24 protein-coding genes are annotated in these 23,100 nt (G+C 63.2%); 13 read left to right on the forward strand and 11 right to left on the reverse strand.

The window, feature by feature from the left end; all coding sequences use genetic code 11:
• Positions 1–39: 39 nt before the first annotated feature.
• The gene (locus tag ACFPWW_RS08915; RefSeq protein ID WP_113323241.1) at positions 40–234 is read left to right on the forward strand and encodes a hypothetical protein; all 195 of its coding nucleotides are present in this window, start codon (positions 40–42) and stop codon (positions 232–234) included.
• Position 235: 1 nt separating this feature from the next.
• Here ACFPWW_RS08915 and ACFPWW_RS08920 read toward each other — a convergent pair whose 3' ends face one another.
• Positions 236–469: a hypothetical protein gene (locus ACFPWW_RS08920; RefSeq protein WP_377311422.1), complete on the reverse strand. Its 234-nt coding sequence runs from the start codon at positions 467–469 to the stop codon at positions 236–238.
• A 112-nt stretch (positions 470–581) separates the two neighbouring features.
• Positions 582–2,108, reverse strand: a complete 1,527-nt coding sequence (locus ACFPWW_RS08925) for a winged helix-turn-helix domain-containing tetratricopeptide repeat protein (RefSeq protein WP_377311423.1) — start codon at positions 2,106–2,108, stop codon at positions 582–584.
• A gap of 240 nt (positions 2,109–2,348) precedes the next feature.
• On the opposite strand from ACFPWW_RS08925, the gene ACFPWW_RS08930 reads away from it, so the two are divergent.
• Positions 2,349–2,681 (forward strand): hypothetical protein, encoded by a 333-nt coding sequence (locus ACFPWW_RS08930; RefSeq protein WP_112563418.1) that lies wholly within the window; start codon positions 2,349–2,351, stop codon positions 2,679–2,681.
• A gap of 4 nt (positions 2,682–2,685) precedes the next feature.
• Here ACFPWW_RS08930 and ACFPWW_RS08935 read toward each other — a convergent pair whose 3' ends face one another.
• Positions 2,686–3,594, reverse strand: coding sequence for a LysR substrate-binding domain-containing protein (locus ACFPWW_RS08935; protein ID WP_377311424.1), 909 nt, complete (start codon positions 3,592–3,594; stop codon positions 2,686–2,688).
• Positions 3,595–3,694: 100 nt separating this feature from the next.
• On the opposite strand from ACFPWW_RS08935, the gene ACFPWW_RS08940 reads away from it, so the two are divergent.
• The gene (locus tag ACFPWW_RS08940; protein WP_377311436.1) at positions 3,695–3,892 is read left to right on the forward strand and encodes a hypothetical protein; all 198 of its coding nucleotides are present in this window, start codon (positions 3,695–3,697) and stop codon (positions 3,890–3,892) included.
• Here ACFPWW_RS08940 and xdhC read toward each other — a convergent pair.
• The 4 genes from xdhC to ACFPWW_RS08960 all read right to left on the reverse strand — a co-directional run bounded on the left by xdhC (position 3,868) and on the right by ACFPWW_RS08960 (position 9,512).
• On the reverse strand, positions 3,868–4,719 hold the full coding sequence (gene xdhC, locus ACFPWW_RS08945; protein ID WP_377311425.1) for a xanthine dehydrogenase accessory protein XdhC: 852 nt from the start codon (positions 4,717–4,719) through the stop codon (positions 3,868–3,870). The genes ACFPWW_RS08940 and xdhC overlap by 25 nt on opposite strands.
• 2 nt (positions 4,720–4,721) lie before the next feature.
• Positions 4,722–7,058, reverse strand: a complete 2,337-nt coding sequence (gene xdhB, locus ACFPWW_RS08950; protein ID WP_112757106.1) for a xanthine dehydrogenase molybdopterin binding subunit — start codon at positions 7,056–7,058, stop codon at positions 4,722–4,724.
• A 181-nt stretch (positions 7,059–7,239) separates the two neighbouring features.
• Entirely contained in the window at positions 7,240–8,706 is a 1,467-nt protein-coding gene (xdhA, locus tag ACFPWW_RS08955) for a xanthine dehydrogenase small subunit (protein WP_112706054.1), read from the reverse strand.
• 29 nt (positions 8,707–8,735) lie between these two features.
• Positions 8,736–9,512 (reverse strand): 3-hydroxybutyrate dehydrogenase, encoded by a 777-nt coding sequence (locus ACFPWW_RS08960; RefSeq protein WP_112706055.1) that lies wholly within the window; start codon positions 9,510–9,512, stop codon positions 8,736–8,738.
• Between the two features lie 180 nt (positions 9,513–9,692).
• On the opposite strand from ACFPWW_RS08960, the gene glpK reads away from it, so the two are divergent.
• Complete coding sequence (gene glpK / locus ACFPWW_RS08965) at positions 9,693–11,186, forward strand: glycerol kinase GlpK (RefSeq protein ID WP_377311426.1); 1,494 nt, start codon at positions 9,693–9,695, stop codon at positions 11,184–11,186.
• 4 nt (positions 11,187–11,190) lie between these two features.
• Here the strand turns inward: glpK and ACFPWW_RS08970 are convergent, their stop codons facing one another.
• The gene (locus ACFPWW_RS08970) at positions 11,191–12,162 is read right to left on the reverse strand and encodes a GlxA family transcriptional regulator (RefSeq protein WP_377311427.1); all 972 of its coding nucleotides are present in this window, start codon (positions 12,160–12,162) and stop codon (positions 11,191–11,193) included.
• Between the two features lie 117 nt (positions 12,163–12,279).
• Here ACFPWW_RS08970 and ACFPWW_RS08975 point away from each other — a divergent pair, with 117 nt between their 5' ends.
• Positions 12,280–12,921 (forward strand): HD domain-containing protein, encoded by a 642-nt coding sequence (locus ACFPWW_RS08975; RefSeq protein WP_112706058.1) that lies wholly within the window; start codon positions 12,280–12,282, stop codon positions 12,919–12,921.
• Positions 12,922–12,973: 52 nt separating this feature from the next.
• On the opposite strand, the gene ACFPWW_RS08980 is transcribed toward ACFPWW_RS08975, so the two are convergent.
• Positions 12,974–13,936 (reverse strand): hypothetical protein, encoded by a 963-nt coding sequence (locus tag ACFPWW_RS08980; protein ID WP_377311428.1) that lies wholly within the window; start codon positions 13,934–13,936, stop codon positions 12,974–12,976.
• 204 nt (positions 13,937–14,140) lie between these two features.
• Between ACFPWW_RS08980 and ACFPWW_RS08985 the strand changes: the two genes are divergently transcribed.
• The 5 genes from ACFPWW_RS08985 (at position 14,141) to greA (ending at position 18,313) form a co-directional block, all read left to right on the forward strand.
• On the forward strand, positions 14,141–14,515 hold the full coding sequence (locus ACFPWW_RS08985) for a YciI family protein (RefSeq protein WP_377311429.1): 375 nt from the start codon (positions 14,141–14,143) through the stop codon (positions 14,513–14,515).
• Positions 14,512–15,771, forward strand: a complete 1,260-nt coding sequence (locus ACFPWW_RS08990) for an RNA polymerase sigma factor (RefSeq protein WP_377311430.1) — start codon at positions 14,512–14,514, stop codon at positions 15,769–15,771. Before ACFPWW_RS08985 ends, ACFPWW_RS08990 begins: the two co-directional genes overlap by 4 nt.
• A 181-nt stretch (positions 15,772–15,952) precedes the next feature.
• Positions 15,953–17,011: an LLM class flavin-dependent oxidoreductase gene (locus ACFPWW_RS08995; RefSeq protein WP_377311431.1), complete on the forward strand. Its 1,059-nt coding sequence runs from the start codon at positions 15,953–15,955 to the stop codon at positions 17,009–17,011.
• 39 nt (positions 17,012–17,050) lie between these two features.
• Positions 17,051–17,800 (forward strand): type I methionyl aminopeptidase, encoded by a 750-nt coding sequence (map, locus tag ACFPWW_RS09000; RefSeq protein WP_112563380.1) that lies wholly within the window; start codon positions 17,051–17,053, stop codon positions 17,798–17,800.
• 30 nt (positions 17,801–17,830) lie between these two features.
• A complete protein-coding gene (gene greA, locus ACFPWW_RS09005) occupies positions 17,831–18,313 on the forward strand; it encodes a transcription elongation factor GreA (protein ID WP_377311432.1) in 483 nt (160 codons plus the stop codon).
• A gap of 39 nt (positions 18,314–18,352) precedes the next feature.
• Here the strand turns inward: greA and ACFPWW_RS09010 are convergent, their stop codons facing one another.
• Positions 18,353–18,751, reverse strand: coding sequence for a RidA family protein (locus tag ACFPWW_RS09010; RefSeq protein ID WP_112706061.1), 399 nt, complete (start codon positions 18,749–18,751; stop codon positions 18,353–18,355).
• Between the two features lie 193 nt (positions 18,752–18,944).
• On the opposite strand from ACFPWW_RS09010, the gene ACFPWW_RS09015 reads away from it, so the two are divergent.
• Positions 18,945–19,541, forward strand: a complete 597-nt coding sequence (locus ACFPWW_RS09015; protein ID WP_112563374.1) for a TetR/AcrR family transcriptional regulator — start codon at positions 18,945–18,947, stop codon at positions 19,539–19,541.
• A gap of 36 nt (positions 19,542–19,577) precedes the next feature.
• Here ACFPWW_RS09015 and ACFPWW_RS09020 read toward each other — a convergent pair whose 3' ends face one another.
• Positions 19,578–20,189 carry a PadR family transcriptional regulator gene (locus ACFPWW_RS09020; RefSeq protein ID WP_377311433.1) on the reverse strand — a complete coding sequence of 204 codons (612 nt, stop codon included), beginning with the start codon at positions 20,187–20,189 and terminating at the stop codon, positions 19,578–19,580.
• Positions 20,190–20,352: 163 nt separating this feature from the next.
• On the opposite strand from ACFPWW_RS09020, the gene ACFPWW_RS09025 reads away from it, so the two are divergent.
• Both ACFPWW_RS09025 and sbmA read left to right on the forward strand, forming a co-directional pair.
• Positions 20,353–21,534 carry an MFS transporter gene (locus tag ACFPWW_RS09025; protein ID WP_377311434.1) on the forward strand — a complete coding sequence of 394 codons (1,182 nt, stop codon included), beginning with the start codon at positions 20,353–20,355 and terminating at the stop codon, positions 21,532–21,534.
• 123 nt (positions 21,535–21,657) lie between these two features.
• Entirely contained in the window at positions 21,658–22,923 is a 1,266-nt protein-coding gene (sbmA, locus tag ACFPWW_RS09030) for a peptide antibiotic transporter SbmA (protein ID WP_112706064.1), read from the forward strand.
• Positions 22,924–23,100 lie beyond the last annotated feature (177 nt).

Here is a 23,100-nt window from a genome sequence, read left to right on the forward strand (position 1 = left end):
AAGGCATCGCCAACGACGCTATTGAGGAGCCGCTGAAACATGCAGATCGAAGTCCCTTGCCCGAAATGCCGCAACACGCGCATGAAGTTTCCGCGCCCGCAGCCGATCGACAGCGACATCATCACCTGCTTCAGCTGCAATTTCGAACTCGGCACCTACGGCTCGATCAAGAAGAAGATGGTGGCGATGCTGAACCGCGTTGCGGCTGCCGAGCAGCAGCAGAAGAAGCACTAGTTCAGGGCTCCACAGGCAGGGGCCGTCTTGCAGCGGGCGTGGCGCGCAGCCGCAGCTTGCCGCGAAGGAAGGCCGCCATTGCGGCGACCCGCGAGCCGGCCGAAGCCGGTGCCTCGGGCTCGGCGACACAATCGGCAATGTCCGCCAGCAGGCGGGCATCGAACTGGCCGACAGAGCGGGGAGCCGGCGTAAGCTTGCCCTGGTCGGGCGACAGGATCGTCAGGGGCGATAACATCGTAACCTCTCATGCTGGTGCGCCGTCTGCGCGATGAGAGGAGATTGCCCCGCCTGCCTGCGCCGGGTCCTTTAGCGGCAGCCTAAAAGATCCAAAGAATACCGAAACGTTCCTAAGCTTCGGGCAGGCCGGCGCGGCGCAGCCCGTCCAGAACGCGGGCCAGGCGTTCGGGAACCTTGGTTGCCTGGCCGGCCGCGATGCTTGCCAGCGTGCTGTCGGGCGCGATGCGCAGGAGATGCTGCAGGAAGCGTCTGGCCTCGTCGATGCGGCCGAGATTCACGTTGTCGGTGATCAGAATCCAGACCGTCGGATCGAAGTTCGGGTTCAGCGCCAGCGAGCGCGACGCCCAGAGAAGCGACTGCTCGTAATTGCCGCAGATCATCTCGATATCGGCGAGGCCGCAGAAGGTGATGTGGGCATAAGGATCAAGCGGGCTCAGGCGGTGGGCGCGCATGAGATATTCCTGCGCACGATCGAGGTTGCCGCAATGAAGATGCGCAATTCCTGCCCGCAGGACGACGTTGAGGCTGTTCGGATTGAGGTCGACGGCGGCCTGCATGATCGCCAGGCCCCAATCATATTCACGCCCGACCTGAATGAGCGACATGCCGCAGGTGGCCATGATCGTCGCATCGCCCTTTGCCAAGGCGACGCCCCGGCGCGCGAGCGCCACGCATTTTTCCGCATCATCAGGCCCGAAGGGCGGCCAACCCATCGTCCTGCGATGTTCGAGCGTGTAGGAGGCAAGTGCCAGGATGCGGGCATTGTCCGGCTCGCGCTCAAGTGCCTCGGTCAGCAGCGCATGCGCCTCGGCGTTCTGGGCTGAGGTTTCGGCCAGGATCTTCGGCAGGACCTGCAGGCAGATGTCATAGACGGAAACGCTGCCCGGCCGCTCCCGGCGCGCCCGCTCCAGCTCGGCGTGGTGGACATGCGGCTCGATGCCTATGGCAACGGATTCGGTGATGCGGTCCTGGAATTCGAAGACCTCTTCCAGATCGCCGTCGAAGCTTTGCGCCCAGAGCTGCACATTGGCCACGGCATCCACGAGGCGGGCATAGATGCGCAGCCTGCTGCCGGATTTGCTGAGGCTGCCTTCGAGCACGTATTTGACGCCGAGTTCACCGGCAATCTTCCTGATATCGCCGCCGCGATAGACGAAGCTGGTATTGCGGGCGATGACGGCAAAGGACGTGAAGCGGCTGAGCGCCGTGATGATGTCGTCGACGATGCCGTCGGCAAAATACTGCTGTTTTGGATCGCCGCTCAGATTTTCGAAGGGCAGGACCGCGAGCGAGGGAAATATGTCATCCCCGGTTTCGGCGGCGGCGACCTGTCTGCGCAAGAGCCGGTAGCCGAGGCGCGGCAGCGTGACGATCCATTCCTGGCCGTCCGGCCGCTGCCCGAGCGCCTTGCGCAGATGCGCGATCTGGACCGAGAGATTGCCTTCCTCCACCATCAGCCCCGGCCAGCCCGCCTCGATCAGCGCCTCCTTCCCGACCGGTCTTCCGTCCGCATCGAGCAGCGCCTTGAGAAGCGCGATCGCGCGCTGGCCGAGCGGGACCGGCTGGCCGTCCCGCCGCAGCACGCCGCTGCCGGGGTCGAGCATGAAACGGCCAAAAGCATATCGCTGCTCTTCCATGGAAATATTTATATCCGCGCAATTTGGGGTGGCAATCCGGTTGCGTGAGGCGGGCACGGCATTCACGTGCCTTAAAAAATCGCGGATTTCTGCGACATCCTGTTTTCCGCCGGTGCTCCGATGCGGGGCAGGCGGTTTCTTGAAATGTGAAGTTTGGGTTACAGTTTTTAAACGCAAGCCGCCGGTATGAGGGGAAACCGCATCATGCCGGCGGCGCATTCATCGACGGAGAAGATGCCCATGCGCAGCATTCTGACATGTGTGATGATTGCCTATGCGTCGTTCGCGACAGCCCACGACGCCGGTACGGGGTGGAGCTACGACCCCTATTGTTGCAATGGAAATGCCGAGAACGGCGATTGCCAGATGATCCCGTCCAAGACCGTGGCGATCACGCCCTACGGCTATCGCGTGACGCTGAAGCCTGGCGATCACCGGCTCGTGACACGCTACCATGTCTTTCTGCTGCCGATGACCAAGGCGATGCATTCGGGCGACAGCGAATATCACATCTGCCTGTTTCCGAACGAGGACACGCCGCGATGTTTCTATGCGCCTGAAATGGGCTTTTAAGCGCTCAGTCTGAGAGCCCTTCCTGCTCGACATGGAATTTGTCCAGCAACCATTTCCGGAAATTCCTGATTTTCGGAACGTTGCGCCTGTTCTCGGGATAGGCCAGCCAGTAGTCGCGCCCGTCGTAGCCGGTCAGTTCGAAGGGCTGGTACAGCCTTCCGGCGGCGACATCGTCCTGGAAGTGGCCGGGATTGAGCATGGCGACGCCGCCGCCGGCCATGGCGATGCTGGCATCGAGGATCTGCGTGCCGAATTCGCTTTTCGGATAGCGGGAAAGATCGGCGTTCTCGACGCCGGCGGCCGCAAACCATTGCGCCCACCAGGGATCGCCGGCGCTGATCAGGGGGAGTTTCAACAGGTCCGCGGGCTCGTGAACGCCGCCGATTTCGGCAGCGAGTTTCGGGCTCAGCATGGGGGCGTAATCAAGCTTCATGATGCGGTGGCTGATGAGGCCCGGCCAATCGCCGCGGCCCCAGCGGATCGCGACATCGGCGGCCTCCTTCTGGAAGTCGACGAGATTGCCCGAGGTGACGAGCCTGACGGCGATATCCGGAAACTGCAGCTGGAAGGAGCCGATGTAGCGCGACAGCCATTGCTGGGCGAAGGTTGCCGTCGAATGGATCGTCAGCGTTTCCTCGGTCGCCTTGCGCATCGAGGCCATGGCGTCGATCAGGATGTTGAATGCGTCGGAGACCCTGGGGGCGAGATACCTGCCCGCTTCCGTCAGTTCGATCTGGCGCGGCCGGCGCAGGAACAGCGGCTCGCCGATATTCTCCTCCAGAAGCTTGATCTGGTAGCTGACGGCCGTCTGCGTCATGCCGAGCTCGTCGCCGGCCTTGGTGAAACTGCCGAGCCGGGCCACGGATTCGAAGACGCGCAGCGCATTCAGCGGGAACTGCTTCGACAGTTTCATGGATAAGTTCTCTTTATGGGTTCAGACGGTTGTTCGATTGGAATTGCATCATTTTTCGCTGCAGACTGCAATCATCTCATCAAACCATCAAGGTGATGTCATGGATTGCCAGGCTATCGAAGAGAACCGTTCTGTCGCAAGAGAGGCATTGATCGCCACCGTTGTCCGCCGGCTGCTCCGGGGGATCGGCAGCCGCATGCCGAAGCTCGATATGGATGTCACGCCCGACCGCATCAAGCGCGATCTCGGTTTCCTGGACGGGCGCGACCCGCGCTACGAGGACGACCGGTCGCGATAGGCGGCAAGCGCCGTCAGGATTTCGGCGGCCGTCATGGCAGCGATCACCTGCGGGCGCTTGTCCTTCACCGCCGATCCGCCGATCGGCAGGGTGAGGCGATCGAGCCAGGCGCGCTCGCCGCCCGCCTCGCGGCAAAGCCAGTTCGCAAAGGTCGCCCGCTTGGTCGCCGAGCCGATCATGCCGATATAGGCAAGGTCGGTGCGGGCGAGCGCTTCGCGGGCGATGAGGAAATCGAGCGCGTGGTCGTGCGTGAGGATGACGAGTGCTGCGCCGGCGGGCATGTCCTTCACCAGGGCCTCGGGCATCGGCACGAGGCGGCTTTTCGTCGGGACCGGCAGATTGGCAAGCTCGTCCTGCCGGGTTTCGATCACGGTGACGGATAGCGGCAGCGGTGCGAGCGCTGCCGCCAGCGCGCGGCCGACATGGCCTGCGCCGAAGACATGGACTTCCGGCAGGCTTTCGGCTTCGCTTTCCTGCCTTCTCTCCATCTCGTTGCGGACCGTATCGGTAACGCGGCGGAAACGCAGTTGCGTGCGGCCGCCGCAGCACTGGCCGATTTCCGGGCCGAGCGGAATATCCATCGTCTCCGTGCCGCCGCTGCCGGCGAGCAGGTCGCGGGCATTGCCGATCGCGATATATTCGAAATGGCCGCCGCCGATCGTGCCCCAGACACTTGCCGCCGAAACCAGCATGAAGGTGCCGGCTTCGCGTGGCGTCGAACCTTGCGTGCCCGATATCTCGATCAGGATCGCTTCGGGCTGCAGGGCCAGAAAGGCGCGGAAGTCGCTGCCGGGTACAAAACCGGAAAGGATTTCGCGCCGCGTCATGGCTACACCCTCTTCATCCTCTCGACTGCCATCAGCACGCGCTCGGGCGTGGCAGGCGCATCGAGATGCGGGCAGACGCGATAGTTGGCAACGCTTGCGACCGCCATGGAAAGGGCTTCCAGCACCGAGATCGCCAGCATGAAGGGCGGCTCGCCGACGGCCTTGGAGCGGCCGATCGTGGCTTCCGCGTTTTCGGACCATTCGGCAAGGCGCACATTGAAGATCTTCGGCCGGTCGGAGGCGAGCGGGATCTTGTAGGTGGAAGGCGCGTGGGTGCGCAGCCGCCCCTTGTCGTCCCACCAGAGTTCTTCGGTCGTCAGCCAGCCCATGCCCTGGACGAAGGCGCCCTCGACCTGGCCGATATCGATTGCCGGGTTCAGCGAGCGGCCGACATCGTGGAGGATATCGGTGCGGTCGACGAGATATTCGCCGGTCAGCGTGTCGATCGACACTTCGCTGCAGGCGGCGCCATAGGCGAAATAGTAGAAGGGCGTGCCGCGGCCGGCCTTGCGGTCCCAGTGGATCTTCGGGGTCTTGTAGAAGCCGGCGGCCGACAGCTGCACGCGGGCGAAATAGGCCTGTTTGATGAAATCGGGGAAGGGGATTTCGATCTCGCCGACCCGCACGCGGTTGGGCAGGAAGACGATGTCGTCCGCCGGAACGCTCCATTTCTCCGCCGCGAAGGCGACGAGCCGTTCCTTGATCTGGCGGGCCGCGTCGAAGGCTGCCATGCCGTTCAGGTCCGAACCGGAGGAAGCGGCGGTCGCCGAGGTGTTCGGCACCTTGCCGGTCGTCGTCGCGGTGATCTTCACCCGGTCGATATCGACCTGGAAACTGTCGGCCAGAACCTGCGCCACCTTGGTATAGAGGCCCTGGCCCATTTCCGTGCCGCCATGGTTCAGGTGGATCGAGCCGTCCTGATAGATATGGACCAGCGCGCCGGCCTGGTTGAAGGCGGTCATGGTGAAGGAAATGCCGAATTTCACCGGTGTCAGCGCAATGCCCTTGCGGATATAGCGGCTGTCGCGGTTGAAGGCGACGATGGCGTTGCGCCGGGCGCGGTAGTCGGCGCTCTCCTCCAATTCGTCGACCACGCGGGCGATGATATTGTCCTCGACCTCCTGATGGTAGGGCGTGGTGGTGCGCCCGGACCCCGGCTGGCCGTAGAAATTCAGCTTGCGGATATCGAGCGGATCCTTGCCGACGGCATAGGCGATCTCCTCGATGAAGCGTTCGGCGCCGAGCATGCCCTGCGGGCCGCCGAAACCGCGGAAAGCGGTGTTGGAGACCGTATGCGTCTTCAGCGGCTGCGAGACCAGATGCACATGCGGGTAGAAATAGCTGGAATCGGCATGGAAGAGGGCGCGGTCGGTGACGGGGCCTGAAAGGTCCGAGGAGAAGCCGCAGCGGGCCGAATAGGTGGCGTCGACCGCGTGGATGCGGCCTTCGTCGTCGAAGCCGAGTTCGTAATCGACGCGGAAATCGTGGCGCTTGCCGGTGGCGCTCATGTCCTCGTCGCGATCGGGACGGAACTTGACGGCGCGCTTCAGCTTCTTGGCCGCAACCGCGGCAAGGGCCGCAAACTGGTTGCCCTGCGTTTCCTTGCCGCCGAAGCCGCCGCCCATGCGGCGCACGTTGACCGTGACGGCATTCGAAGGGATATGCAGCACATGGCCGACAATGTGCTGGATCTCGCTCGGATGCTGGGTCGAAGACCAGACAGTGACCTCGTCATCCTCGCCGGGGATCGCCATGGCGATATGGCTTTCGAGGTAGAAATGCTCCTGGCCGCCGATGCGCATGCGGCCCGTCAGCCGGCGCGGGGCGTTTTCCATTTCCGCTTTCGCTTCGCCGCGCTGCAGGGTCATCGGGGTGATGACGAGCGGGCTGCCGTTTTCGATCGCGCCGTCTATATCGCTCCAGTGCGGCAGGTCGCGATATTCGATCTTCGCCTTGCGGGCGGCGCGGCGGGCGATCTCGCGGCTTTCGGCGATCACCGCGAAGATCGGCTGGCCGTGGAATTCCACCCTGGTTTCGGCAAGCAGCGGCTCGTCGTGGCTGCCGTTGGAGCTGACGTCGTTGACGCCCGGAATGTCCTTGCCGGTGAAGACCCAGACGACGCCGGGGTGTGCGGCGACCTCAGAGAGATCCATCGAGAGGATTTCGGCATGAGCCCGGTCGGACAGGCCGAGCGCGCCGTGCAGGAGATCGGCGGGCTCGGGAATATCGTCGATATAATCGGCACTTCCGGTGACATGCTTATGTGCTGAATCATGCCGCAGCGAGACATGCATCTGGCCGTTGATGAGCTTGCGATCCTCGAAGGTGGACTTGTCCATCAGAGGGCTCCTTCGTGAGGAGATGCGGTGCCGTGTGGCCCCCTTATCCGGCTGCCGCCACCTTCTCCCCGCCGGGGAGAAGTGGATGCCGCGCGGTCTCGTTCCCCCCTTCTCCCCTCGGGGAAAAGGTGCCCGAAGGGCGGATGAGGGGGCCACACGGCATCAACATATCCCATTCTCATCACGCCACCTCCTCGAACCGCTTCAGTTCGGCCGGTGCGCCGACCGTTTCGAGATAGAAGCGCGTCAGCAGGTTCTTCGCCGTGAGCTGGCGGTATTCCGCTGTGGCGCGCCAGTCCGTCAGCGGCTGGAAGTCGGCGTCGAAGGCGGGGCGGGCGGCCTCGATGGTTGCCTCGCTCCAGACCTTGCCGATCAGCTCGGCCTCGACGCTGCGGGCGCGTTTCGGCGTTGCCGCCATGCCGCCGAAGGCGATGCGGATCTCGGCAACGCGCTCGGCCTCGTCCAGCACCAGATAGAAGGCGCCGAGCACGGCGGTAATATCCTCGTCGCGGCGCTTGCTGATCTTGTAGACGGCGAATTTCGCCTCTGCGACCGGGTAGGGCACGAAGACGCTTTCGACGAATTCGCCCGGCCGGCGGTCCTGCTTGCCATAGGCGATGAAATAATCCTCAAGCGGCATCCTGCGCGCGCCTTCGACCGAGCGCAGCGTCAGTTGCGCACCGAGCGCAATCAGCGGCGGCGGGCTGTCGCCGATCGGCGAGCCGTTGGCGATATTGCCGCCGATCGTGCCCATGTTGCGCACCTGCTCGCCGCCGATGCGGGTGATGAGGCGGGCAACGGCGGGAAGCTTGCGGGCAATGGTTTCCAAAGCGCGGCTATAGGTGACGCCGGCACCGATGCTGATGCCGTAGTCGCCGGCAATGATCGACTGAAGCTCGGTCAGGTGGTTGATGAAGACGACCGGGTTCAGCTGCCGCATCTGTTTCGTGACCCAGAGGCCGACATCGGTGGAGCCGGCAACGATCGTGGCCGCCGGTTCGGCCGCAATGATCTTTGCCAGCGCCTCGGCGGAGCGCGGCACGATGAGGCGGCCTTCCTCGGACGTGATCGTCAGCGTTTCGGCCGCCTGCATGGCCCAGAGGCGGGCGATGATTTCGGCGCGGGTCTTTTCCAGCGGGTCGAAGAGCGTGCTCGGGCGCTGCAGGCTCACCTGCTCGGCCGCCCTGACGATCGGCTCGTATCCGGTGCAGCGACAGAGATTGCCCTGGAGCGCCCTTTCGATCTCGGCGCGGTCGGGCTTCTCGTTGGACAGCCAGAGGCCGTAGAGCGACATGACGAAACCGGGCGTGCAGAAGCCGCATTGCGACCCGTGGCAATCGACCATGGCCTGCTGCACCGGGTGCAGCGTGCCGTCTTTTGCCGCCAGATGTTCGACCGTCACCACATGCGTGGCCTGGAGAGAGCCGATGAAGCGAATGCAGGCATTGACGGATTCGTAGAAGAGCTTGCCGTCGATCAGCCGGCCGACAAGCACGGTGCAGGCGCCGCAATCGCCCTCGGCGCAGCCTTCCTTGGTGCCTGTCAGCCGCCGCTTCAGCCGGAGGAAATCGAGAAGCGTCTCGGTCGGCCGGACGTTCTTCAGGGAAACGTCCTCGCCATTGAGGATGAAGCGGATGCTGTCGTTCATGATGTTCCCGAGTATTTTTCCTAAAATGGTTATGCCGCCGTCCAGCCCCCGTCAATCGAGATATGCGTGCCGGTCACCTGCCGGGCTTCCTCGCTTGCGAGGTAAAGCGCCAGTGCGCCGATCTCCTCGGCCTTGACGAATTCGTGCGTCGGCTGCGCCTTGAGGATGACCTCGGTCTTGACCTGCTCTTCGGTCATGCCGCGCGCCTTGGCGGTATCGGGGATCTGCTTTTCAACCAGCGGGGTCAGCACATAGCCGGGGCAGATGGCGTTTACCGTCACGCCGAATTCGGCAAGCTCGAGAGCCGCCGTCTTCGTCAGGCCTAATATACCATGCTTTGCCGCTACATAGGCAGATTTGAAGGGCGAGGCGACAAGGCCGTGGGCCGAGGCGATGTTGATGATGCGGCCGTGTTTTTTCGCCTTCATCAGCGGGATGGCAGCCCGCATCGTATGGAAGGAGCTGGACAGGTTGATGGCGATGATCTGGTCCCATTTCTCGATCGGGAAATCCTCGATCTTTTCGACATGCTGGATGCCGGCATTGTTGACGAGCACATCGACGGTTCCGAAGGTCTTGCCGGCAGTCTCGATCAGGTCGGCGATCTCGGAAGGCTTCGTCATGTCGGCCGGATGATAGAGGACCCCGGCTTTCGACGATGATTCAAGGCGCTCCACTATCGCCTTGATTTCATCCTCCTTTCCGAAGCCGTTGATGACGACGTTATCGCCCCTGGCGGCAAAGGCCGAGGCGATCGCAAGCCCGATGCCGCTGGTTGACCCGGTGACGACGACTGATCTCTTCATGCTTCTTCCTCCCTGGAGCCGAGATGCTGCATTGCAGCGTCAGAGCGAGGTTATGCTCAAAGGCGCCGGGCTGGCAATCGGGAAGTGGCGGCGGTGCGCCGCGGCCACTTACACCCTTCCAAGTGCTGCGGACCTGCCCTATTGATTTGCCACGACAACGGGATGCGCGGGAGGAATCGCATGGGTGGATATGTTCTGGCGGTCGATCAGGGAACGACCTCGACGCGGGCGATCGTCTTCGACGGCGACATGAAGATCGCCGGCATGGGCCAGAAGGAATTCACGCAGATCTATCCGCGCTCCGGCTGGGTGGAGCACGATCCCGAGGAAATCTGGGATTCGGTCGTTTCCACCGTCAACATGGCGCTGCGCGAAGCGAAGGTGAGTGCGACGGATATTGCCGCACTCGGCATCACCAACCAGCGCGAGACTGTCGTCGTCTGGGAGCGCGAGACCGGCAAGCCGATCCAGAACGCCATCGTCTGGCAGGACCGGCGCACGGCAAGCTATTGCGACAATCTCAAGCGGCAGGACCTGGAGCGCACCTTCACGAAGAAGACCGGCCTCATCCTCGATCCGTATTTCTCGGGAACCAAGCTTTCGTGGATGCTCGCCAATGTGAAGGGCGCGCGGGCAAGGGCTGCGCGCGGCGACCTCTGCTTCGGCACGATCGACACGTTCCTGATCTGGCGGCTGACGGGCGGCAAGAGTTTCGTGACCGACGCGACCAACGCGTCGCGCACGCTGATGTATAATATCGCGACCAACGCGTGGGACGAGGACCTGCTCGACATCCTGCGCGTGCCGGCCGCCATGCTGCCGGAGGTGAAGGATTGCGCCGACGATTTCGGCACCGTCGATCCGGCGCTGTTCGGCGCGGCCATACCCATTCTCGGTGTCGCCGGCGACCAGCAGGCGGCGACGATCGGGCAGGCCTGCTTCGAGCCGGGCATGCTGAAATCGACCTACGGCACCGGCTGCTTCGCATTGCTCAATACCGGCAGCGACATGGTGCGCTCGAAAAACCGGCTGCTGACGACGATCGCCTATCGCCTGAACGGCGAGACGACCTATGCGCTGGAAGGTTCGATCTTCATCGCGGGGGCGGCGGTGCAATGGCTGCGCGACGGTCTCGGCATCGTCGATAAGGCATCCGATACCAACGACCTGGCAGAGAAAGCCGATCCGACGCAGGACGTCTATCTGGTGCCGGCCTTTACCGGCCTCGGCGCCCCGCACTGGGATGCCAAGGCGCGCGGCGCGATCTACGGGCTGACACGCAACAGCGGCCCGGCCGAGCTTTCCCGCGCCGCGCTCGAGGCCGTCTGCTACCAGACGCGCGACCTGCTGGAGGCCATGCAGAAGGACTGGAAGAACGGCGCCGACGATACGGTGCTGCGCGTCGACGGCGGCATGGTCGCCTCCGACTGGACGATGCAGCGGCTTGCGGACCTGCTGGAGGCGCCGGTCGACCGCCCCGTCATTCTGGAGACGACGGCGCTCGGGACCGCGTGGCTCGCCGGCAGCAGGGCAGGCGTGTGGCCCAACCGGGAAAAATTTTCCGCCACCTGGAAACGCGACCGCCGCTTCGAGCCCGCAATGGACGAGAAGACCCGTGCCGCGAAGCTCAAGGGCTGGAAGAACGCGGTGAAGCGGACGCTGAGCGAATTCTAGCCGCTCAGTTTGCCGGGCTCATATGCGCATATTGCTTGCGGTATTCCGCAGGCGTGACGCCGAGATGGCGCATGAAGGCGCGGCGCAGCGTGTCGTCGTCGGCAAAGCCGCATTCGCTCGCCACCTGTTTCGGTGCGTGCCCGCTTTCGAGCAGCCGGCGGGCGGCGGCGATGCGGGTGGATTCGACCCAGGCTGCCGGTGTCACGCCGACTTCCTCGCGAAAGAGGCGGGCAAAATGCCGGGGGCTGAGTTCCATGCGGCGGGCGAGCTCGGCGACGCTGTGGTCGGCAGCGGGATTGGCGGCGATCCAGCGCTGCACTTCCTGAAGGGCCGAGCGCCCGGCGGGGGCGGCTTCGCCCTTGCGGCTGAACTGCATCTGGCCGCCGGGGCGCTTGAAGAACATGACGAGCTGGGCTGCGGTGCGCATCGCCACCTCGCGGCCAAGGTCTTCTTCGACAAGGGAGAGGGCAAGGTCCAGTCCCGCGGTGACGCCGGCGGCGGTTCTCAGCTTTCCGTCCGCCACATGGATCGCATCTTCTTCCACGGTTGCGGCGGGATAGGCCTGTCTCAATCTCTCTGCGACGGCCCAGTGGGTCGTCACGCGTCGGCCATCGAGCAGGCCGGCCGCCGCAAGCAGGAATGCGCCGCTGCAGACCGAGCCGTAACGGCGGGCGTGCGGCGCGGCCTTGCCGAGCCACGAAAGCAGCTTTGCATCGTGTTCGGTCTCGGCCGCATTGGGCCGGCCCGCCACCAGCAGCGTGTCCAGCGGACCGGTCTCATCCTCGATCGTATAATCGGCGACCAGGCGCACGCCGGAGGAACTGCGGATATGTCCGTGCGTGGTGGCGATGACGACAGGACGGTAGGCCTCCTTGCCGCTCTGCAGGTTGGCCTCGGCAAAGACGTCGAGCGGGCCGGAGACATCCAGAAGCTGGACGCCGGGAACGGCGAGGATTGCGATGTTCCTGGGTTTCATCTGACGGCCTCATGTCTGCAGCAGGGTGGTTTTGGCAGAAAATGACGGATGGCGTCGATTGCTGACGCGTTCAGCGGCTTTTACGCTCCCTGGCATCCACCATCAAGGAGAAAGACGATGACATTGACGATCGGCGGCATCAGTATTCCCGACAGCAAGCTTGCCCGCGACATTACCGAACTGGTGCGGGACACGGAGTCGCCGCTGCTCTTCCACCATTCCAGCCGGGTCTATTATTTCGGTGCGCTTTCCGGCAAGCGCCGCGGGCTGAGCTTCGATCCGGAACTGCTCTATGCCGGCGCCATGTTCCACGACATGGGGCTGACGCATCAGCACAGTTCGGCGCATGAGCGCTTCGAGGTCGACGGCGCCAATGCCGCGCGCGATTTCCTGAAAAGCTACGGCATCTCGCAGGCCGATATCGATACGGTCTGGACGGCGATCGCGCTGCATACGACGCCCGGCATTCCGCAGCATATGCACCCGGTCGTGGCGCTGGTGACGGCCGGCGTGGAGATGGACGTGCTCGGTATCGACTATCACGGCTTCGGCGATGCCGACCGCGAAGCTGTGGTGCATGCCCATCCGCGCACGCCGCATTTCAAGGAGGATATCATCCAGACCTTCTATGACGGCATCAGGCACAAGCCGGAAACGACTTTCGGCAATGTGAAGGCGGATGTGATCGCGGACAGGGAGCCGCATTTCCACAGAGGCAATTTCTGCAGCGTCATCCGCAATTCGGCCTGGGTCGGCTAGGGCATTCGAAAATATCGGGGCAGGCGGACTTGCGACCGCCTGCCGGCTTTTGTCATTTCTTCAGCCAGGGTGTGGCCGTGCTCCAGAAGATCACGTTGGCGCCGAGATAGTCCTCAGCGAAGGCGGTGAACTCTTCCCTGGTGAAGGGTTTCTTGGTCGCCGGGTTCTTGTAGGTGAGCGTCGGCTCCTGCACGGCGAGGCCGACATAGGGGAGCTTGCCTTTGTACTTGTTGAAGAAGGGGTAGGAGTTCTTCATCTGCGCCTTGCGGTTCGGCACGATATCGGGGCCGCCGAGGCCGACATTGTTCCTGGCGGCATAGTCGAAGAGGCGGCCCATGTAATTATGGTCGTTCTCCCATTCGCAGGGCCAGAAGTTCACATATTGAACGACCAGCGACTTTTCGAAGGCCTTGCGGGCGAAGGCGAGGTTTTCCATCTCGGCCGAAAAATAGGCGTCGCAGGAAAAGCCCTTCGGCTCGTTCCTGGGGTCGAGATCGATGGACGTTTCCGGCAGGTTGATGCCGTAGACCTGGCCGTCGAACTTTTCGGCAAGCGCCTTCAGGAGCGCCTGATAGCGGGCGCGCACGGCCGGGTTCCATTGCTGGGCGACCCAGCCGGAACCGACGGGCTTGTTCTCTCCGGGATTGTCGAATTGCGGGGTCAGGCCACCGTCATATTCCGGTTCGGTCAGCATGTAGTCGGGAATGTTGCGCGCCTTCGGATTGAAGAAGCGGTCCTGAACCTGGATGAACATCTTCCTGTTCAGGCTTTTGGCGATGGCGAGATCGGCTTCGATCGCCGAGAAATCATACTGGCCCTTGGCCGGCTCCAGGCTTTTCCAGTTGTAGACGACCTGCACGCCGCCGATATCGGGCCGGGAAAGTGTTGCCTTTGCGGCGGCGAGATTGCCGGCGCTCGTATAGAGGAAGTTTTCCGGCGCCGAGGCGGCATGGGCCGCCTGCCGCGGCAGGACGAGGGCGGCAAGGGCCGCCAGAAGTATCCGGGATCTGGTCATGGGGTCTCGAACGAAGAGGTGATGGAAAGCGCGCAAAGCTCTCGGGGCCAAATCGGGCAACTCGATGGCGGCCTTTGCCGGGCTCGCGCGCATGGTTAATCCCGGTGTTTCCATCGCGTTTGCCAGTTTCCCCATCGATAATTTTTTGATGCGCCCTGTCTGCCAAGCGGTTACTCCTTCGTCATTCGGAAAGAGGAGTAACCGATGCTTTACGCAATCCTTTGCTACGCCAATGAGGAAACCGTCTTCGCCTGGACCAAGGAGGAAGAGGCTGCCGTCATGGGAAGGCTTCATGCCGTGATCGAGCCGCTCGCCGCTGCCGGCAAGCTCGGCCCGACCGGCCGGCTGATGCCGACGACGGCGGCAACGACCGTGCGCAAGGGCAAGGACGAGGCCTTCGTCGTCGACGGCCCGTTTGCGGAAACGAAAGAGGCGCTTCTCGGCTTCTACACGGTTGATTTCGAAACGCTGGATGAGGCGGTTGCCTTTTCCAAAGAGCTTTCGGCGGTCAATCCGGGTTCCACCTCTTACGAAATACGGCCGTTCTACACGTTCAGGCCGGGAGAAATCGCATCATGACGGACATTGCCTGGATCGACCTCGCGCTTGCCTCGGCCCGGCCGAAGGCACTCGGTGCGCTGCTGCGCTACTTCCGCAATCTCGATACGGCGGAGGAAGCGTTTCAGGAAGCGTGCCTGCGTGCGATCCGGACATGGCCCGAGAAGGGGCCGCCGCGCGACCCGACCGCCTGGCTGATCTTCGTCGGCCGCAACAGCGGCATCGACGCGGTGCGTAAGCGGGCGAAGATCCAGGCGCTGCCGGACGAGGACCAGATTTCCGACAAGGAGGATGCCGAAAGCGATATTGCCGAGCGGCTGGACGATTCCAACTATCGCGACGACATCCTGCGGCTGCTCTTCATCTGCTGCCACCCGGACCTGCCGGCCACGCAGCAGATCGCGCTGGCGCTGCGCATCGTCTCCGGCCTCACGGTAGCGCAGATCGCGCGCGCATTCCTCGTCTCCGAAAGCGCCATGGAACAACGCATCACGCGCGCCAAGGCGCGGGTGGCAAAGGCGGGCGTGCCCTTCGAAACGCCAAGCCCGCAGGAAAGGGCCGAGCGGCTGTCGATCGTCAGCACGATGATCTACCTGATCTTCAACGAGGGCTACAGCCAGGCCGATCCGGAGCAGGAGGCGGCCGCCTTCAGCGACGAGGCGATCCGGCTGGCGCGGCTGATGCTGCATATCTTCCCCGCCGAGCCCGAGCTGATGGGGCTTTTGTCCCTGATGCTCTCGCAGATTTCCCGCAGGCCGGCACGCTTCAGCGCCGAAGGCGAGATCGTGCTGCTGGAAGATCAGGACCGTTCGCTCTGGAACCAGGCCTTCATCAACGAGGCGCTGGCGCTGCTCGACAAGGCGCTGCGCCACCGCCAGCCCGGCCCCTACCAGCTGCAGGCGGCGATTGCCGCCGTCCATTCCCGCGCCAAACGCGCCGAGGATACCGACTGGGTGGAAATCGACCTGCTCTACCGGGCGCTGGAGCGCGTGCAGCCTTCGCCCGTCGTGACGCTCAACCGCGCCGTCGCCATTTCCAAGCTGCACGGCCCGCAGGCCGCACTCGACCTCATCGAACCGCTTGGCGAAAAGCTGGACGGCTACTTCTATTATCACGGCCTGCACGGCAATCTCCTGAAGCAGCTCGGGCGCATTGGCCCGGCACGCATCGCCTTCGACCGCGCCATCGCGCTTGCGCATTCGGCGGCGGAGGCCGCCCATATCCGGCGGGAGATCGACAAGATGCAGGAAGAAGCGGCGCAACCGGCGACGAAATAATCTGTGCCTCCACGCGATGCCGCCCCACGGCTTCCGGGAGCGGGCATCGAAACCATCGATCCGTGGCAGGCGCCGGCCCGACGCGCCTATCAACTTTATCGAACAATCCGTTCCAGAATTTCCGTTTGCTCCAGGCTCTGCCGGACCTTATTTCAGGGGCAAGTCAGAGAGGATGCAGACCATGGAACTCGGCCTTTACACATTTGCAGACGTCAATCCCAATTCGCCCCGCAAGGGCGTGGACGCGGCCGAGCGGATCAGGCATCTGATCGAGGAAATCGAGCTTGCCGATCAGGTCGGCCTCGACGTCTTCGGTCTCGGCGAACATCACAGGCCCGACTATGTGGCCTCGGCACCGGCGGTGGCACTTGCCGCGGCGGCGGCCAGGACGAAGAATATTCGCCTGACCAGCGCCGTCACGGTTCTGTCTTCCGACGATCCGGTGCGGGTGTTCCAGCAGTTTGCGACGCTCGACCTGATTTCCAACGGCCGCGCCGAAATCATGGCCGGGCGCGGTTCCTTCATCGAATCCTTCCCGCTGTTCGGCTACAATCTCGAAGATTACGACCAGCTTTTCGAAGAGAAGCTCGATCTGCTGCTGGCGCTGCGCGACAACGAGGTCATTACCTGGAAAGGGGAACTGCACCCGCCGATCCATGGACGCGGCGTTTATCCCCGGCCGCTGCAGGACCCGCTGCCCTTGTGGATCGCCGTCGGCGGCACGCCGCAATCGGTGGCGCGCGCCGGTGCGCTCGGCCTGCCGGTGGCGCTTGCCATTATCGGCGGCGAATATCCGCGTTTTGCGCCGCTCTTCGATCTCTACCGGGAAGCGGCCCGCCGGGCAGGGCAGGATGCCGCCAAGCTGAAGACCAGCATCAACGTGCACGGTTTCATCGCCGATACGACGGAGGCTGCGGCCGACCAGTTCTACGGCCCGCAGGCCGAGGTGATGAACCGCATCGGGCGCGAGCGCGGCTGGGGGCCGACGAGCCGGGCGCATTTCGACATGGCGCGCGGCCCGACCGGCAATCTCTTCCTCGGCGATCCGGAACGGGTGGCGGAAAAGATCGTTGTGGCCCACAAGATATTCCGCAACGACCGCTTCCTGCTGCAGATGGCGATCGGCCAGATGCCGCACGAGCAGGTGATGCGCGGTATCGAACTCTACGGGACAAAAGTGGCGCCGATCGTCAGAAAGGCATTGACTGGGGCTTCCGAAGGCGCGAAAGCCACCGCTTGACGAAGAGCCTGTCGCTCTCGGCAAAGCCGGAACGGGTCCATGGTAATCGAGAACGACGAAGAACTTTCCAAGCTCAAGGAGATCGGCCGCATCTGCGCCAACGCCATTCAGGTGATGGCGGCGGCCATGGAGCCCGGCATGACGACGCTGGAGCTCGACCAGATCGGCCGCAAGGTGCTGGAAGATGCCGGTGCCCGCTCGGCGCCGGAATTCTGCTACCAGTTTCCGGGCGCGACCTGCATCAGCGTCAACGAGGAAATCGCCCACGGCATTCCCGGCCCGCGCGTCATCCGCCCGGGCGATCTCGTCAATATCGACGTGTCGGCGGAAAAGGACGGCTTCTTTGCCGACACCGGCGCCTCCTTCGCCGTGCCGCCGGTCAAATCCAGGATCGAAAAGCTTTGTCGCGACGGCAAGCGGGCGCTCTGGGTCGGCCTCAACCAGGTGAAGGCCGGCGAGCCGCTGGCAAAGATCGGCAATGCCGTCGGCGCCTTCGCCCAGAAGAACCGCTACACGCTCGTCGCCAACCTCGCCAGCCACGGCGTCGGCCGTTCGCTGCACGAAGAGCCGGCCGAACTTTCCACCTGGCCCGACCCGTCCGAACGGCGCATGATGACGGAAGGGCTGGTCTTTACCGTCGAGCCTTTCCTGTCGCTCGGCGCCACATGGGCCGAAGGCGGCGACGATGCCTGGACGCTCTATGCCGATCCCAAGGCCCCGACGGTGCAGTACGAGCACACCGTCGTTGCAACCCGCAACGGGCCGATTATTCTGACATTGGCGGCCTGAAGGGCTTTCCGTTCGCCGCCGGAGGTCGAGATGGCTGTTGCCTTCACCAAGGAAGAGAGTGCCGAAACGGCAGCGGAAACGCTGCTGCCCGACCGTGCGATCTCGCCGCATCCCAATCTCGTGACGGAAGCCGGGCTGAAGGCGCTGGAACTGCAGGTGCAGGAAGCGCGGCTCGCCTATGAGGCCGCGGGCGCGATCGAGGACGTCAACGAAAAGCGGCGGCAGCAGGCCAATCCGCTGCGCGACCTGCGCTATTTCGTCGAACGCGTTCGCACGGCGCAACTCGTGCCGAACCCGGCCTCGACCGAAACCGTTGCCTTCGGAAGCACCGTCACCTTCAGCCGCGACGACGGCCGGGTGCAGACCTATCGTATCGTCGGAGAGGATGAGGCCGATCCGAAGGCCGGATCGATCTCCTATGTCTCGCCGGTCGCCCGTCTTCTCATGGGCAAGGCCGTCGGCGATGTCGTTGCTGTCGGCGATCAGGAACTCGAGGTCGTCGCGATTTCGTAGAACGCCGCCCGCTCTTTGCGCGCCGCGCCCCGCGTCATGTCAGGCGGCTTGCGGCAGGCGGGCGATCGCCTTGATTTCGAAGTCGAAGCCCGCCAGCCAGTTCACGCCGACGGCCGTCCAGTTCGGGTAGGGCGCTTGGCCGATTTCCTTCATTCTGATGCCGGAGATGACGGGCCACTGCGCTTCGGGGTCGGTATGGAAGGTCGTGACGTCGACGACATCGTCGAAAGTGGCGCCGGCGGCCTTCAGCACGGCTTTCAGATTGTCGAAGGCAAGCTGCACCTGCCGTGCGAAATCCGGCTCGGGCGAACCGTCTTCACGGCTGCCGACCTGGCCGGAGACGAAAAGAAGGTCGCCGGAGCGGATCGCCGCCGAATAGCGGTTGATCTCATAGAGCGCCTGGCGGCCGGCGGGGAAGATCGCATCACGTTTGCTCATCGTTTTCTCCTGTTCGGGCAAAGGGAACCCATCGCCGGGCGGGCGCCCGTCGACAGCGGTCGGATATTCGCGGGTATGGCCTTGCCCATCGTGCGGAGCTTCAATTGATATACGCCTCGTATGTGGATATAATCAGACATACGCTGCGTATGTCAATACACATACGGCGCGTATGTGTATTCTGGAGATGGTGATGGCGGCAAAGACCCGGGCGCAGATGATGGAGGAGACGAGGGCGAAGCTCATTCAGGCCGCCCGGAAGGCTTTCGCAGCCAAGGGTTTTGCGGCTGCTTCGATGGACGACCTGACAGCCGATGTCGGGCTGACGCGCGGGGCGCTCTATCACAATTTCGGCGACAAGAAGGGATTGCTGCAGGCTGTCATCGACCAGATCGACAGCGAAATGGGGGAGCGGCTGCGCATTGAGCGCGACCGGGCGGAGACGGCCTGGCTCGGGCTGCTGGCGGAATATACCGCCTATATCGAAATGGCTCTGGAGCCCGAGATCCAGCGCATCATGCTGCTCGACGGGCCGGCGGTGCTCGGCGATCCCTCGCAATGGCCGAGCCAGAATGCCTGCCTGCGGACGACGACCCAGACAATCCAGGCGCTGATCGACGAGGGCACCGTCAGGCCTGTCGATGCGGAAGCCGCCGCCCGGCTGCTGAACGGGGCCTCGCTCAGCGCCGCACTCTGGATTGCCGCTGCCGATGATCCGCACAGCCTTCTGGCAAAGGTGGTCGAGGCTTTCCGCGGTCTCGCAAGCGGCCTGCTGAAAGCCGGGGATTGACGGGGCGGCAGTTTTGCCGCCCCCGGTCGCAGCGGGTCAGTCCTGCTGCGGATCGGCCTTGCCGCCCTGCAGGATTTCCATGGCGGCGCGCTCCAGGATGCCGGAGATCCTGGCGGCTTCGCTTGCCGACCAGGGATGGCGCATCCGCAGTGCCGAACGCAACAGCTGGCGGGCGGCGCGGACATTGCCGTCGTCGCGGCCGAAATCGTCGTCCTCTTCCTCGCGCCGGCGCCGGCCACCACCGCCGCCGCCGCCGGGGTGCTGATCGGGGTCGAACATGCGGTTGACGAAGGCCATGCCCTCGGCAATGCGCTCCAGCTTGGCAAGGGTCTGGTCGATCGCAGCGCGGTTTTCCTCCACCTTCTGGCGGCCGGCCTCGGTGATCCTGTAGAGTTTCTTGGCTCCGTCGTTTTCCACTTCCGCCAGTCCGGTCTCTTCCAGATAGGTGAGCGCCGGATAGATGACGCCGGGGCTCGGCACGTAAAAGCCGCCGGAACGCTCCTCCAGCGTCTTGATCAGTTCGTAGCCGTGGCTCGGACGCTCTTCCAGAAGCGCCAGCAGGATCGTCTGCAACTCGCCGGCGGAAAACCTGCGGCCCATTCCCATGCGCATCGCCTCACCGGCGAAACCACCTCGAAAACCTCTCATCATAGGCTCCTTTATGCCAGATGTATCGTTCACTACGTCGTACGATATATATCGTAAGATATGACTTTCAAGAGTGCGGCCGAAAAATTCTGTTCGCGAAATTGAAGCACCCATCAGAAATACTCACTTGTCCCGGTTATGCTGCAGCGCGATAAAACGGGCCATGCTGGCTCCCAACGACGACCGCCCGGTCAATCTCCTCACCACAGCGCTTGCAGGGGCCGTCGCCATGGCGGCGGCCATGGGCTTCGGGCGCTTCTCCTTCACGCCGATCCTGCCCGGCATGATGGTCGGCGTGCCGCTTTCGGCCGCCGACGCGGGTTTCATCGCCTCGGCCAATTTCGTCGGTTATCTCGTCGGCGCGGTTCTCGGCGCCTATGGCTGGGCGGCGGGGCGCGAGCGGCTGGTGGCGCTTCTTTCGCTGTTTGCCACCGCAATCCTGCTGGCGGCCATGGCGGCGACGGAATCGGTGCTGCTCTTTGCCGTCATTCGCTTCCTGGCCGGCGTGGCGAGCGCTTTCGCGATGGTCTTCACGTCGGCAATCGTGCTGAGCCACGGGGCGGCAGCCGGCAACGACCACGTTCAGGCGGCGCATTTCGGCGGGCCGGGGGCGGGGATTGCGATTTCCTCCGTCATGGTGCTGGCGCTCGGTTATGCCTTCGACGATGCGGCCGGCGGCTGGCGGGCCGACTGGATCGGCGGCACGCTCTTCTGCCTCGCAAGCCTTGTCGTCGCCTGGGCGTTGCTGCCGATGGCGCCGGTGCGCTCGGGGCGGGCGAAGGAGCCCGGTCTCGTCTGGAGCCGGCCGATGGTGCTGCTGACGCTCTCCTACGGGTTCTTCGGCTTCGGCTATGTCATCACCGCAACCTTCCTCGTCGCCATCGCGCGCATGAGCGCCTCGGGACCGATCGTCGAATTCCTGTGCTGGTTCATTGCCGGGGTGACGGCGACGGTGGCGCTGTTCATCTGGAGGCCCTTCGTGCGGCCGCTCGGGCTCGGCGGCGTCTATGTCGCCGCGCTTGTCATCGAGGCGATCGGAGTGCTGGCGACCGTGGAACTGCCGCGTTCGGTCGCGCCCCTGATCGGCGGCGCGCTGTTCGGCGCGACGTTCCTTGCGATCACCGCCTACGGATTGCAGATCGGTCGCCGGCTCTCACCCGAAAGCCCGCGCCGCATCCTGGCGCTGATGACGGCCGCCTTCGGCGTCGGCCAGATCATCGGCCCCGTCGTCGCCGGCTGGATTGCCGAGGCGACGGGCAATTTCGTGCTGCCGACCATCATCGCGGCCATCGTGCTGGTTTTCTGCGCGCTGCTCGTGATGCCGGTGATGAAGAAAATCCCTTAAGTGGTTACAAGTGCGTAACAATGGCTTGAGCCCATTGCTGCTTTCTTCGAACTGCCTTAATTTCCGGGCAACCAGTGGTTCGCCACTCTTCCGTGACTCCAGTTCAGGAAAGCAAATCCTCCCGTGTTCCACTCTTTCTTCCCCCAGCCGAAGGCGTTTTTTACTTCGCTCGTAGTCTGGACCCTGGCCGCAATTTTCGGCTGGTATTTCTTCGCCGCCGGTCTCGGCGCCTCGCTTGGCTTTGCGCCGGTTCCTGAGGAGCAGCAGCCGATCGACCTGTCGTTCTTCCTGCTGCCGGAAAACCTCTGGTTTTACGGCTATTTCCTTTTGACCGCGCTGATCTTTTGCGGGGTGTGGCATTTGAAGGCCTTCAGCCATCCGTGGAAGATTTGGTCTATTTGGGGTTCGGCGCTTATCATCTTCGTGACTTATTTTGGCGTGCAGATCACGGTCGTCATCAACAATTGGCGCCGGCCTTTCGGTGATCTGCTGCAGAATGCGCTGACGAAGCAGCCTGGCATCACTGTCGAAAACTTCTACGATCTGTTCCTGATCTTCGCGCAGATCGCTTTCCTGAGCATGTTCGTGTCGATACTGACCGACTTTTTCACCAGCCATTACATCTTCCGCTGGCGGACGGCGATGAACAATTTCTACATGGCCAATTGGGAAAAGCTTCGCCATATCGAAGGCGCATCGCAGCGTGTGCAGGAAGATACGATGCGCTTTTCCACCACTCTGGAAGGTCTCGGCATCAACCTGATCAATTCGGTGATGACGCTGGTCGTCTTCCTGCCGATCATGCTGGCGCTGTCGCATTATGTGACGAGCCTGCCGATTCTTGGCGAAGTGCCGAACTCCCTCTTCTGGCTTGCCATCTTCTGGTCGGCTTTCGGCACCGGGCTGCTCGCCATTGCGGGTATCAAACTGCCCGGACTGAATTTCAAGAACCAGCGCGTGGAAGCCGCCTACCGCAAGGAGCTGGTTTATGGCGAGGATCATGCCGACCGAGCTCAGCCGCCGACGGTCCAGGAACTGTTCTCACGGGTGCGGAAGAACTATTTCACGCTGTACTTCCACTATCTGTACTTCAATGTTGCGCGCTCGTTCTATCTGCAGGCGGACAATCTTTTCGTCTATTTCTTTATGGCGCCGACCATCGTTGCCGGCGCCATCACTTACGGTATCTTCCAGCAGATCGCGACCGCCTTCGGCCAAGTCAGCAACTCGTTCCAATATCTCGTCAATTCCTGGACGACGATCATCGAGCTGCTTTCCATCCACAAACGCCTCAAGGCTTTCGAGGCGGCGATCGACGACGAGCCGCTGCCGGATATCGACCAGCGTTATCTCGAGCGCGAGGCGGGAGCCGTTCACGCCGACGGCTGACACCAACAGAAAAGCCACCGATATGGTGGCTTCAGACTGCTGACAAACCCATGGCTTCGTTCAGGGGTTTGTGATTCATTGGGACATGTTGAAGAAACCCGCTCCTGAACAGACGGCGCTCGAGATGGTGACGCTCGATCAGCTGGTTCCGAAGGATCACCTGCTTCGCAAGATTGA

Origin of the sequence: Rhizobium sp. GCM10022189 (genome assembly GCF_042656325.1) — a bacterium.
In the GTDB taxonomy this organism is placed as follows: domain Bacteria; phylum Pseudomonadota; class Alphaproteobacteria; order Rhizobiales; family Rhizobiaceae; genus Rhizobium.

What these genes read in the sequence shown, in the direction of transcription:
- ACFPWW_RS09025 (WP_377311434.1), top strand. Translation starts at nt 20,353, where the DNA reads ATGCTGGCTCCCAACGACGACCGCCCGGTCAATCTCCTCACCACAGCG.
- ACFPWW_RS08930 (WP_112563418.1), top strand. Translation starts at nt 2,349, where the DNA reads ATGCGCAGCATTCTGACATGTGTGATGATTGCCTATGCGTCGTTCGCG.
- ACFPWW_RS08935 (WP_377311424.1), bottom strand. Translation starts at nt 3,594, where the DNA reads ATGAAACTGTCGAAGCAGTTCCCGCTGAATGCGCTGCGCGTCTTCGAA.
- xdhA (WP_112706054.1), bottom strand. Translation starts at nt 8,706, where the DNA reads ATGAACGACAGCATCCGCTTCATCCTCAATGGCGAGGACGTTTCCCTG.
- ACFPWW_RS09010 (WP_112706061.1), bottom strand. Translation starts at nt 18,751, where the DNA reads ATGAGCAAACGTGATGCGATCTTCCCCGCCGGCCGCCAGGCGCTCTAT.
- ACFPWW_RS09015 (WP_112563374.1), top strand. Translation starts at nt 18,945, where the DNA reads ATGGCGGCAAAGACCCGGGCGCAGATGATGGAGGAGACGAGGGCGAAG.
- ACFPWW_RS08980 (WP_377311428.1), bottom strand. Translation starts at nt 13,936, where the DNA reads ATGACCAGATCCCGGATACTTCTGGCGGCCCTTGCCGCCCTCGTCCTG.
- map (WP_112563380.1), top strand. Translation starts at nt 17,051, where the DNA reads ATGGTAATCGAGAACGACGAAGAACTTTCCAAGCTCAAGGAGATCGGC.
- xdhB (WP_112757106.1), bottom strand. Translation starts at nt 7,058, where the DNA reads ATGGACAAGTCCACCTTCGAGGATCGCAAGCTCATCAACGGCCAGATG.
- ACFPWW_RS08915 (WP_113323241.1), top strand. Translation starts at nt 40, where the DNA reads ATGCAGATCGAAGTCCCTTGCCCGAAATGCCGCAACACGCGCATGAAG.
- greA (WP_377311432.1), top strand. Translation starts at nt 17,831, where the DNA reads ATGGCTGTTGCCTTCACCAAGGAAGAGAGTGCCGAAACGGCAGCGGAA.
- xdhC (WP_377311425.1), bottom strand. Translation starts at nt 4,719, where the DNA reads ATGACGCGGCGCGAAATCCTTTCCGGTTTTGTACCCGGCAGCGACTTC.
- ACFPWW_RS08995 (WP_377311431.1), top strand. Translation starts at nt 15,953, where the DNA reads ATGGAACTCGGCCTTTACACATTTGCAGACGTCAATCCCAATTCGCCC.
- ACFPWW_RS08960 (WP_112706055.1), bottom strand. Translation starts at nt 9,512, where the DNA reads ATGAAGAGATCAGTCGTCGTCACCGGGTCAACCAGCGGCATCGGGCTT.
- ACFPWW_RS08920 (WP_377311422.1), bottom strand. Translation starts at nt 469, where the DNA reads ATGTTATCGCCCCTGACGATCCTGTCGCCCGACCAGGGCAAGCTTACG.
- ACFPWW_RS08940 (WP_377311436.1), top strand. Translation starts at nt 3,695, where the DNA reads ATGGATTGCCAGGCTATCGAAGAGAACCGTTCTGTCGCAAGAGAGGCA.
- ACFPWW_RS08925 (WP_377311423.1), bottom strand. Translation starts at nt 2,108, where the DNA reads ATGGAAGAGCAGCGATATGCTTTTGGCCGTTTCATGCTCGACCCCGGC.
- ACFPWW_RS09020 (WP_377311433.1), bottom strand. Translation starts at nt 20,189, where the DNA reads ATGAGAGGTTTTCGAGGTGGTTTCGCCGGTGAGGCGATGCGCATGGGA.
- ACFPWW_RS08985 (WP_377311429.1), top strand. Translation starts at nt 14,141, where the DNA reads ATGCTTTACGCAATCCTTTGCTACGCCAATGAGGAAACCGTCTTCGCC.
- ACFPWW_RS08975 (WP_112706058.1), top strand. Translation starts at nt 12,280, where the DNA reads ATGACATTGACGATCGGCGGCATCAGTATTCCCGACAGCAAGCTTGCC.
- glpK (WP_377311426.1), top strand. Translation starts at nt 9,693, where the DNA reads ATGGGTGGATATGTTCTGGCGGTCGATCAGGGAACGACCTCGACGCGG.
- ACFPWW_RS08970 (WP_377311427.1), bottom strand. Translation starts at nt 12,162, where the DNA reads ATGAAACCCAGGAACATCGCAATCCTCGCCGTTCCCGGCGTCCAGCTT.
- ACFPWW_RS08990 (WP_377311430.1), top strand. Translation starts at nt 14,512, where the DNA reads ATGACGGACATTGCCTGGATCGACCTCGCGCTTGCCTCGGCCCGGCCG.